Genomic DNA, 10490 nt, shown 5'->3' on the forward strand with positions numbered 1-10490 from the left:
CCCCGACGACCCCCACCAACCCCACACCGTCACCGACCAACTCGACGGCGCCACCTACACCTGGCACCAGTCCAACTACGTGTACCTCGACCCGCGCATCAAGCCCGCGCACATCCTGACCTTCGAACAGAACGGCTCGGCCGGGGATACCGCCACCGGGAGGAAGAGCGCCAGGAAAAGCACCACCGCAAAAGGCGGGGCCGCCCGGGTGAACGGGACGGCTGCGAAGTCGCGCCGGAGTTCACCGCGGGCGGCCGCTGCGGAAAGGCGCCGCTCGAACGGGAGCTGAGTCAGGCCGGTCCGGTACGGAGCACGCGGTCCTCGATGGAGCGGCAGCCGGTGAAGACCGAGCCGAGCCCCTCGCGGTCGATGATCCGGCGGAGTTTGGCGGGCAGTGCCGGCAGCGCCAGGCAGCCGCCCTCGGCGGCGACGCGCCAGCGGATGCCGAGCAGGATCGGCAGCGGGTCGCTGCGGACGCCGAGCCGGTCGTGCATCCGCACCATCAGGTGCCGCAGGTTGCCCTCGACGAGCCTGGTCAGCGTGTCGCCGAGCCGCGGCACGGTGACGTCGTCGAGCACCCCGGACAGGTGGACGACCGTGTGGTCGCCGTCCCCGGCCGCCGTCGTGGTGATCATCAGCTCGGACGGGGCGGGCGGCGTGGGCGTGAGCCCGGCGTCGCCCGGGTGCAGGGCCCGGATGGCGTCCAGCACGTAGGTGGTGTCCACGTTCCCCGCCTCATCGCCGAGGACGGGCGCGGTCGTGGCGGACGCGACGTCCGCGAACACCGGGACGAGCCGGCTCAGGCCGGTGAGCCGTAGCGCCCGCCGCACATGCGCGGACAGGGCGGGCACCACGGCGCGCAGCGGGCAGCCGAGCAGCTGCGCCCGCGTCTCCGCGCGGGCCAGCAGGACCAGTCCCGCGGCGTCCAGGAGCACCGCGTCCCCGAAGTCGACGACGACTCCACCGCGGCCCGCTGCCGGGGCCGTGCCCGCGGAGGCGAGGGTCAGCGCCTTGCTCACCCCCTCCCTGATCCCCGCGTAGTTCTGCCAGCTGATCTGGGCGGGCAGCCTCAGCACGATGAACCCCTGCCGGGTCTCCATGCTCAGTCCCCGCACGGTCGTGTCCTTCATGTGTCACATCCCGATCGGGGTCGTCGCGCCCGCGGGGCGCATGGCGGCGGCACGGGAGCCCGGCGGTCTCGACGCGGGCCGCCCGTCCGGATACGGCGGGCGCCCTCCTCGCACGACGCCCGTCAGCCGGGACGCCGCGAGGCGTTCGATGGTCCGTTCTTCGGGCCGCACCCCGAGATGGGCGCAGCAGCACCACAGGTCGTCCACGCAACGGCGCACGCTCTCCGCCGGAACATCGGCGAAGCGAACGCGCAGCCGCGCCACGAGGTCATCGCGCGTCGGTACGACCGATGGCGACATCTCCCACCGCTCCACTGTCCCTCCGATCGCTCTGGACGAAGTCTTTCCGTCCGGATTGGTCAACCGTCCTGCCGCCGGCCGCGTCGTCTCCGTCATCGGTCGCACAGGCGTGAACTGAACAGGCGTCAACTGCACAGCCGTCAACTGCGCGGCAGGTTCTGAGCTTGGAAATGACCTACCCGAGGCATGCGACAGAAAAAGCGACGAAGCTAAAAACACGGACATGACACCATCGTCGTGCGGCAAGTGCCCGGAAGTCCGCGCGCCAGTGACCGGGCCGCCGATCGACGTATTTTTGCGCTGTTTTCCCGGGCCCTGCCGGGCCGCTACCGGCCGATGACCTCCGAGCCCGGAGCGCGGCCGTACCGGCGGGGCCGGACATGGCGGGATCTTCCCCGCGGACGGGAGCGTCCCGCCCGCCCGCGCGGGCCTGCCGCCCCGAAACCGGGACGACGGTCACGGACCGTACTGAATCTTTTACGGATGGTTGCCTGTCGTGACCATCCCCCGGCGCGGTCTGCGGGAATTGCTGATCTAGATGTCTCCAACACACCCGGGGTGACCCATGCACGGCCAGCCGAAGAACTCGACCGCCAGCACCTCCGACCAGGTCACCGAGCCGGAGACGGAGGCCGCCGTCGCGTTCACCGGCCCCGCGGACGCCGCGGCGCCCGCCACCAGGGCGCTCCCCGACCCGTTCAGCGAGAAGACCCCCCGGACGCCGCACTGGTTCAAGACGGCGGTGTTCTACGAGGTGTCGGTACGCGGGTTCGCCGACTCCAACGGCGACGGCTACGGCGACCTGCGCGGCCTGATCAGCAGACTCGACCACCTGCAATGGCTCGGCGTGGACTGCCTGTGGCTGCTGCCCATCTACCAGTCACCGCTACGCGACGGCGGCTACGACATCGCCGAGTACACCCGCATCCTGCCCGACTTCGGCGAACTCGGCGACTTCGTCGAACTCATCGAACAAGCCCACGCCCGCGGCATCCGCGTCATCGCCGACCTGGTCATGAACCACACCTCGGACGCCCACCCCTGGTTCCAGGCCTCCCGCACCGACCCCACCGGCCCCTTCGGCGACTTCTACATGTGGGCCGACGACGACACCGGCTACCCCGACGCCCGCATCATCTTCATCGACACCGAATCCTCCAACTGGACCTACGACCCCGTCCGCGGCCAGTACTACTGGCACCGCTTCTTCTCCCACCAACCCGACCTCAACTACGACAACCCCGACGTCCAAGACGCCATGCTGGAAAACCTCCGCTTCTGGCTCGACCTGGGCATCGACGGATTCCGCCTGGACGCCGTCCCCTACCTGTACGCCCGCGAAGGCACCAACTGCGAAAACCTCCCCGAAACCCACACCTACCTCAAACGCGTCCGCGCCGAGGTCGACCGCCTCTACCCCGACCGCGTCCTGCTCGCCGAAGCCAACCAATGGCCCGCCGACGTCGTCGAATACTTCGGCGACCCCGCCGCCGGCGGCGACGAATGCCACATGGCCTTCCACTTCCCCGTCATGCCCCGCATCTTCATGGCCGTCCGCCGCGAACAGCGCTACCCCATCTCCGAGATCATGGCCCAAACCCCAAAAATCCCCGAATCCTGCCAATGGGGCATCTTCCTCCGCAACCACGACGAACTCACCCTGGAGATGGTCACCGACGAAGAACGCGACTACATGTACACCGAATACGCCAAAGACCCCCGCATGAAAGCCAACATCGGCATCCGCCGCCGCCTGGCACCCCTCCTGGACAACGACCGCAACCAACTCGAACTCTTCACCGCCCTCCTGCTCTCCCTCCCCGGCTCACCCGTCCTGTACTACGGCGACGAAATCGGCATGGGCGACAACATCTGGCTCGGCGACCGCGACGCCGTCCGCACCCCCATGCAATGGACCCCCGACCGCAACGCCGGCTTCTCCAAATGCGACCCCGCCCGCCTCTACCTCCCCGTCATCATGGACCCCATCTACGGCTACCAGGCCGTCAACGTCGAAGCCCAGGCCAACAACCCCGGATCACTCCTGCACTGGACCCGCAAAATGATCGAGATCCGCCAACGCCACCCCGTCTTCGGCGTCGGATCCTACGTCGAACTCTCCGCCTCCAACCCCTCCGTCCTCGCCTTCACCCGCGAGATCGGAAACGGCGACACCAACCAGTGGGGCGGCATGGACACCATTCTCTGCGTGAACAATCTTTCGCGTTTCCCGCAGCCCGTGGAACTCGACCTGCGGCGCTTCCGGGACTCCGCTCCCATCGAGTGCATGGGCGGCGTCCAGTTCCCGGCCATCGGCGACCTGCCCTACCTGCTGACCCTTCCCGGGCACGGCTTCTACTGGTTCCTGTTACCACCACCGCCCGAGGCGCGCGAGCGGGGAGGGGTGATGTGACCATGGCGCCGCCTGACCATTCGCTTGTTCGGCTTCTGGCCGGCTGGCTGCCACGGCAGCGGTGGTTCGGCGGCAAGGACGGCCCCATCGACGAGCTTTCCATCGGCACCGCGACCGAACTGCGCACCGGCGACCCCGGCCTGCACCACCTCATCCTCGACGTCCGCCAGAACGGCGCCACCGACCGCTACCAGGTGCTCCTCGGCGTCCGCCGCGACCTGCCCGAGCGCCTGGAGAGCCACCTCATCGGACGGCTGGCCGGGGGGCGCGGCATCGCCGGGCACGTCTACGACGCCGCGTACGACCCGGAGCTCACCGGCCCGCTGCTGACGTCCATGGCGAACGAGACGCTGGTCGGGCCGCTGCGCTTCCGCCGCGCGCCCGGGACCGGCATCCGCACGGACCTGGAGGGCGTGCCCATCGGGGTGGAGCAGAGCAACACCTCACTGGTCTTCGGTGACGCCTACATCTGCAAGCTGTTCCGCCGCCTCTCCCCCGGCATCAATCCGGACCTCGAGGTCAACCTGGCCCTCTCCCGCGAGGGATGCGCCCACATCCCGGCCGTGTACGGCTGGATCGAACTGGAGCCCGGCGCCGGTATCGCCTGGGACGGCACCGGCGACGAGCCCGTCACGCTGGCGCTGCTCTCGGAGTTCCTGCGCACCGCCACCGACGGCTGGCAGCTCGCCCTGACCAGCGTCCGCGACTGGTTCGCCCAGCCCGCGCTCCCGATGACGGGCCCGGCGCCGGGCCCGGCGCCGGCTCCCACCGCCCGCGACGCCGGCGCCGCGGGCGGCGACTTCGCCGCGGAGGCGGAGCGGCTCGGCGCGGCGACCGCCCAGGTGCACCGCGACCTCGCCGCCGCGTTCGGGGTCGCGCAGGCCCCGGCGGCGGAGCTTCGCGAGGCGGTGTTCGCGATGCACGAGCACCTCGACCAGGTCAGCGCCGCCGTCCCGGAGATACGCCCGCACGCCCGCGCGATCCGCGCGGTGTTCGACCAGGTCGCCGCGGAGGCGCGGACGCTGCCCGTCCAGCGGGTCCACGGCGACTACCACCTCGGCCAGGTCCTGCGCACCGACGCGGGCTGGGTCCTGCTGGACTTCGAGGGCGAACCCGCGCGCACGCCCGCCGAGCGCCGCGCGCCCGCGCATCCGCTGCGGGACGTCGCCGGGATGCTGCGCTCCTTCGAGTACGCGGCCCGGTTCCTCCTCGCGCGCGACGGCGACCTGCACCCGGACACGGCCGAGGCGCTGGAGACACGGGCCCGCGCCTGGGCGGAGCGGAACCGGGAGGCGTTCTGCGCCGGCTACGCGGCGGCGGGCGGTCCCGACCCGGCCGAGCACGCGGCGCTGGTGCGGGCGTTCGAGTTCGACAAGGCGGTGTACGAGATCCGCTACGAGGCGCGCAACCGCCCGTCCTGGCTTCCCGTCCCACTGCGCTCCCTGGCCCGCCTGGCCCCAGGTTGAAGGTCAGAGGTCGATGGCGTAGTCGAGGACCACTCGGTCGGCGGGGAGGACGATGTCGCGGCAGACCTCCATCACCTCGGTGCGCGACAGCATCCGGCGCCTGATGGCGAGGACCGGCACCCCGCCGGTCATGCGGAGCGTCTCGGCCTCCTCGGGGGTCGGCATGCGGGAGCGGACGGCCTCCTCGACGCGGGTCGGCGGGTGGCCGAGATAGGCCAGCTGCGCGAGCGTCCCGCCGGGCCACGGCTCGCGCGCCGGGTCCGACACGGGCGTGTCGCCGACGAGGTCCCACGGCAGGTAGTTGACGGAGATCTGCTCCGGCTCGCCGCGGGCGTAGAAGACGAACCGGCGGCGCAGCAGCTCGGTGCCGGCCGGCAGCTCGAACAGCGCGCCGAGCTCGTCGTCGGCCCGCACGCGGGTGAACTCCCTGTCGAGCCGGTACTCCTCCCAGGTGATCCGCTGGTCGCGGGTGAAGGTGGTCTCGGGGACCGCCATCGGCGCGGTCACCGCGCGGTAGCGGTCCATCGCGACCCTGCGGGCGGGGGGAAGGACGCGGACGAGGGTGCCGCCGCCGCGGCGGGTCTCGACCAGCCCCTCACCGCGTAGCAGCGCGACGGCCTGCCGCACGACGATCTCGGAGACGCCGTGGGCCTCGCACAGCTCCGCGATGGTCGGCAGCCGGGTTCCCGGCGGGAGGCTGCCGTCCCGGATGCCCTCTCGCAGCGTGTCGGCGATGCGCAGGTAGGCGGGACGGTCCGGCACCGGCGTCACCTCCCCTTTCTCCGGCCCTCAGCCCGGCCCGGCCGGCCGTCCGCTCCGGTCCTCGCGTTCGACCCGGCGTTCGACGCGGCGTTCGATCCTGCCCCACCCTCCCTGTCATCCATACCTTCCGCGCGCTATCCGCGGGGGCACGGTCCGCTTACGGACAGCTTGACACCTCTCAGCCCGAGTAAGACTTTTGTATACAGAAGAGCGGCCTCGGGGAAAGGACGACCTTGATGGGCGACTTCGATGATCTGAAGGCGGCCATCGAGGAGGAGTTTCCGGGCTGGCAGGTGTGGCGGAGCGACGCGGGACGCTGGTACGCGACCCGGAGCAGCGATCTCAGCGACGCCCAGCTCCAGGCCGGATACGCGATGACGGTGGCCGCCGACGACTCCGCGGGGCTGCGCCGGCTGCTGCGCGAGCAGACGCGCGAGGAGCGCGGGGACGCATGACGGGACTCCGTTGGGGAACGGCGCGGCCCGGTCCGCGAGCGGGGGCGGACCGGGCCGGGGCGTTCCGGTACGGCAGGTACCTGTGTCGCTCAGGTGACACAGGAGTGGAGCCCAGGGCGGCGGGGTCGATGTAACCCCTGGGGCCAGGTAGACGTGACCGCACGGACGGCACAACCGGCGCGACCCCTCGACGAAAGTCGTGCCGCCCGTGCGGTCGCCTTCCGTCCCCCGCCCCCTCCTTCCCCTTCCAGCGCCGGAAATCAGCGGCGCGGGGGACGTGAGAGCCGCGGATCTCGGGGCACCTCTACTGGGGTAAAGCCACTGGGACGGGAGGCCGTGAGGTCATGGCACGGGTGACGCGCGCGGAGATCGACCGGCTCGTCGGCGGCGACCATCACGATCCGCACGGAGTCCTCGGGGCGCATCCCGGCCGGGACGGCGTGACGATCCGGGCGCTGCGGCCGCTCGCCGAACGGGTCGAGGTCGTCCTGCCGAACGGCGACCGGCATCCCCTCCGCCACTTCCATCAGGGCCTCTTCACCGGGACGCTGCCGGACGGCACGCCGCTGGCGGGCGACGACGAGCGGGAGGCGCCCCTCGCCGTCCCCGACTACCGGCTCGCCGTCACCTACGGGGACGGCGTCGAGACGCTCCAGGACGACCCGTACCGGCACCTGCCCACGCTCGGCGAGCTCGACCTGCACCTGATCAGCGAGGGCCGGCACGAGGAACTGTGGCGGGCGCTCGGCGCGGGGGTCCGCAGCTACGCCTCCGCGTCCGGCACCGTGCACGGGACCGGCTTCTCGGTGTGGGCGCCGACGGCGCGCGGCGTGCGCGTCGTGGGCGACTTCAACCACTGGGACGGCCGCGCGTACCCGATGCGGTCGCTCGGCTCCACCGGCGTCTGGGAGCTGTTCATCCCGGGCGTCGGCGACGGCATGTGCTACAAGTACGAGATCCTCGGCGCGGACGGCGTGTGGCGCACCAAGGCCGACCCGATGGCCCAGTGCACCGAACGTCCCCCTGCGACGGCGTCGCGCGTCTATACCTCGTCCTATGAATGGGGCGACGGCGAATGGATGGACGGCCGCAAGGAGCACGACTGGTTGCACGAGCCGATGAGCGTGTACGAGGTGCATCTCGGGTCGTGGCGTCCTGGGCTCGGCTACAAGGAACTGGCCGAAGACCTGACCGAGTACGTCCGGGACATGGGTTTCACGCACGTGGAACTGCTGCCGGTCGCCGAACACCCGTACGGCCCCTCCTGGGGCTACCAGGTGACGTCCTATTACGCGCCGACCTCACGCTTCGGAAGCCCGGACGACTTCCGCCACCTCGTCGACAAGCTCCACCAGGCGGGCATCGGCGTCCTCATGGACTGGGTGCCCGCCCACTTCCCCAAGGACGAATGGGCGCTGGCCCGCTTCGACGGCACCGCCCTGTACGAGCACGACGACCCGGCGCGGGGCGAGCACCCCGACTGGGGGACGCTCGTGTTCAACTTCGGCCGCGCCGAAGTCCGCAACTTCCTGGTGGCCAACGCGTCGTTCTGGCTGGAGGAGTTCCACATCGACGGGCTGCGCGTGGACGCCGTCGCCTCGATGCTGTACCTGGACTACTCGCGGGAAGAGGGCGGCTGGACGCCCAACATCTACGGCGGCCGCGAGAACCTGGAGGCCATCGCCTTCCTCCAGGAGATGAACGCGACGGTCTACAAGCGCAACCCGGGCGTCGTGACGATCGCCGAGGAGTCGACGGCGTGGCCGGGCGTGTCCCGTCCCACGCACCTCGGCGGGCTCGGGTTCGGGTTCAAGTGGAACATGGGCTGGATGCACGACACGCTGGAGTACCTGCGCCACGAGCCCGTGTTCCGGCACTACCACCACAACGAGATCACGTTCTCGCTGGTGTACGCGTTCTCCGAGAACTACGTCCTGCCGCTGTCGCACGACGAGGTCGTCCACGGCAAGGGGTCGCTGCTGAGCAAGATGCCGGGCGACGCGTGGCAGCAGTTCGCCGGACTGCGCGCCCTCCTCGCCTATATGTGGTCGCATCCCGGCAAGCAACTGCTGTTCATGGGGCAGGAGTTCGGCCAGGGCGCCGAATGGGCGGAGGAGCGCCCGCTCGACTGGTGGCTGCTGGAGAACGCCGCCGAGGGCGCCCACCACCTGGGGCTGCAGCGGCTCGTCCGCGAGCTGAACCTCGCCTACCAGGCCGAGCCCGCGCTGTGGACGCGCGACAGCGACCACGAGGGCTTCCGCTGGATCGACGGCAACGACGCGGGCGGCAACACCCTGTCCTACCTCCGGTACGGACGGGCCCAGGGCAGCGAGGAGGACGGCGAGCCGCCGGTGCTGGCGTGCGTCGTCAACTTCGCCGGGAACCCGCACGAGGAGTACCGGCTGGGCCTGCCCCGCGAGGGCGGCTGGCGGGAACTCGTCAACACCGACGCCTTCGAGTACGGGGGCAGCGGCGTCGGGAACCTGGGCCGCGTCGAGGCGACCGCCGAGCCCTGCCACGGCCTGCCCGCCTCGGCGGTCCTGCGCGTTCCGCCTTTGGGCGCGGTCTGGCTCGTGCCTGAATAGTCTGGCGGGATGGCTGACAGCTTTTCCGGCGGGCGTGGGGGGTCGTCCCCCCACAAGGGGGCGACGCAGCGCCTGCACGTCGTTCCCGGGCAGTTCACGGTGGAGCATCTGCCCCACGCGACGTTGCCGGAGGACGACGACTGGATCGCGCTGGTACGCGCCCCCGAGGGGCTCACGATGATCCGGGACGCGCCGCCGTTCGCGGGGTCGGAACGCTGGGCCGGCTTCTACGGCGGGACCGGCAACGGCCTGCGCGTGCCGGGAACGCCCGCCGAGATCGTGGGGCCGCTCGCCGAGGCCGCGATCCCCGTCTTCGTGGCCTCCACCTACCACGCCGACCTCGTCCTCGTCCCGGAACACCGGCTGAAGGAGGCGACGGAGGCGCTCCGCGACGCCGGCCACCGCGTGGAGGTCTGAAGGACCGAAGCGGCTCAGATGCGTTCGAGGAGCCAGCGCGGGCCGATGACGGCGGCACCCGCCGCCTCGCAGCGCCTGCGCAGCTCCCGGTCGGCGGTGACCACCAGGTGGGCCGTGCCGGGCCCGGCGCCCTGGACGAGGTCCACGATCTGGTCGTCGCCGCTGCCGGGCGCCGCCACGACTCCGACGCCGTTCGCCGGCTCGTCGGCGACGCTCCGCGCCGCCCCCTCCACCACCAGGACGACATCGGGGAAGCAGCGGTCGAACCGGACGAACTCGCCGGGCAGCCCCTCGACGCCCGCGTTCAGCGCCTTGAGGTCGTCGCGGAGCCGGAGGTTCGCTCCGGCGCGGTCCTTCCACCAGCCGTCCGCGCGCGAGCCCACGACGTTCGCCGCGTCCACGACGAGGACGACGCCCTTCATCGCGTCCCGCAGCCGGGGCCAAGACCGCGCGAACGGCGCGAACAGCTTGCGGTCGACGACCTCCTCCGCGCGCACCCACTCCGCGCGGCGCGTCTCCCGAGACGCGGGACCGACGCCCGTGAGTTCCGGCAGCGAGCCTATGACGGACGTGAACGACCAGCCGCCGTGGTCCTCGACGCTCGTGCCGTGCACGTTCACGGCCGCCGTGTCGAGCGTGCACTCCTCGGCCGTCTCCCGGAGCGCGCCCGACACCGGGTCCTCGTGGCTGTGCAGCGCGCCGCCGAACATGCCCCACGTGCCGCCGCCGATCCCCCACCAGGCGCGCTGCTGCAGCAGCACCCACACCTGGCCGCCGGGATCGCGGTGGTAGGCCAGCAGGCCCGCCGCACCGAACCGCCCCCAGTGCGTGTGCCCGAGCCCGCAGTCGGCCCAGCCGTCACCGTCTCCCATGCGACGACCATAGCCGCTGGACGAAACCCACCCGGCGAACCCAAGTACGGTTTGACGCGTCGTTTGGGTACGCCCCCTGCGACCGTCCCC

General features: G+C 71.3%; 10 protein-coding genes. 6 read left to right on the forward strand and 4 right to left on the reverse strand.

Going from position 1 to position 10490, the window contains the following annotated elements:
* Positions 1-289, forward strand: a 289-nt coding sequence (locus tag E1281_RS31560) for a hypothetical protein (RefSeq protein WP_131883368.1), incomplete at its 5' end; no start/stop codon positions are given.
* A 1-nt stretch (position 290) separates the two neighbouring features.
* Here E1281_RS31560 and E1281_RS31565 read toward each other — a convergent pair.
* Together E1281_RS31565 and E1281_RS31570 are read right to left on the reverse strand one after the other, a co-directional pair.
* Positions 291-1130, reverse strand: a complete 840-nt coding sequence (locus E1281_RS31565) for an STAS domain-containing protein (RefSeq protein WP_131883369.1) — start codon at positions 1128-1130, stop codon at positions 291-293.
* 3 nt (positions 1131-1133) lie between these two features.
* Entirely contained in the window at positions 1134-1430 is a 297-nt protein-coding gene (locus E1281_RS31570) for a hypothetical protein (protein ID WP_131883370.1), read from the reverse strand.
* A gap of 565 nt (positions 1431-1995) precedes the next feature.
* Here E1281_RS31570 and treS point away from each other — a divergent pair.
* Complete coding sequence (gene treS, locus E1281_RS31575) at positions 1996-3843, forward strand: maltose alpha-D-glucosyltransferase (protein ID WP_243717632.1); 1848 nt, start codon at positions 1996-1998, stop codon at positions 3841-3843.
* Positions 3844-3845: 2 nt separating this feature from the next.
* The gene (locus E1281_RS31580) at positions 3846-5309 is read left to right on the forward strand and encodes an aminoglycoside phosphotransferase (RefSeq protein WP_131883371.1); all 1464 of its coding nucleotides are present in this window, start codon (positions 3846-3848) and stop codon (positions 5307-5309) included.
* Positions 5310-5312: 3 nt separating this feature from the next.
* Here E1281_RS31580 and E1281_RS31585 read toward each other — a convergent pair whose 3' ends face one another.
* Positions 5313-6071: a GntR family transcriptional regulator gene (locus tag E1281_RS31585; RefSeq protein WP_131883372.1), complete on the reverse strand. Its 759-nt coding sequence runs from the start codon at positions 6069-6071 to the stop codon at positions 5313-5315.
* A 236-nt stretch (positions 6072-6307) separates the two neighbouring features.
* Between E1281_RS31585 and E1281_RS31590 the strand changes: the two genes are divergently transcribed.
* The 3 genes from E1281_RS31590 to E1281_RS31600 all read left to right on the forward strand — a co-directional run bounded on the left by E1281_RS31590 (position 6308) and on the right by E1281_RS31600 (position 9528).
* The gene (locus E1281_RS31590) at positions 6308-6526 is read left to right on the forward strand and encodes a hypothetical protein (protein WP_131883373.1); all 219 of its coding nucleotides are present in this window, start codon (positions 6308-6310) and stop codon (positions 6524-6526) included.
* 344 nt (positions 6527-6870) lie between these two features.
* Positions 6871-9111: a 1,4-alpha-glucan branching protein GlgB gene (glgB, locus tag E1281_RS31595; RefSeq protein WP_131883374.1), complete on the forward strand. Its 2241-nt coding sequence runs from the start codon at positions 6871-6873 to the stop codon at positions 9109-9111.
* 9 nt (positions 9112-9120) lie between these two features.
* Entirely contained in the window at positions 9121-9528 is a 408-nt protein-coding gene (locus tag E1281_RS31600; RefSeq protein WP_131883375.1) for an ACT domain-containing protein, read from the forward strand.
* 14 nt (positions 9529-9542) lie between these two features.
* On the opposite strand, the gene E1281_RS31605 is transcribed toward E1281_RS31600, so the two are convergent.
* Positions 9543-10400 carry an NUDIX domain-containing protein gene (locus E1281_RS31605; RefSeq protein ID WP_131883376.1) on the reverse strand — a complete coding sequence of 286 codons (858 nt, stop codon included), beginning with the start codon at positions 10398-10400 and terminating at the stop codon, positions 9543-9545.
* Positions 10401-10490: the final 90 nt, after the last annotated feature.

This window comes from Actinomadura sp. KC345 (assembly GCF_004348515.1).
Lineage (GTDB): Bacteria > Actinomycetota > Actinomycetes > Streptosporangiales > Streptosporangiaceae > Spirillospora.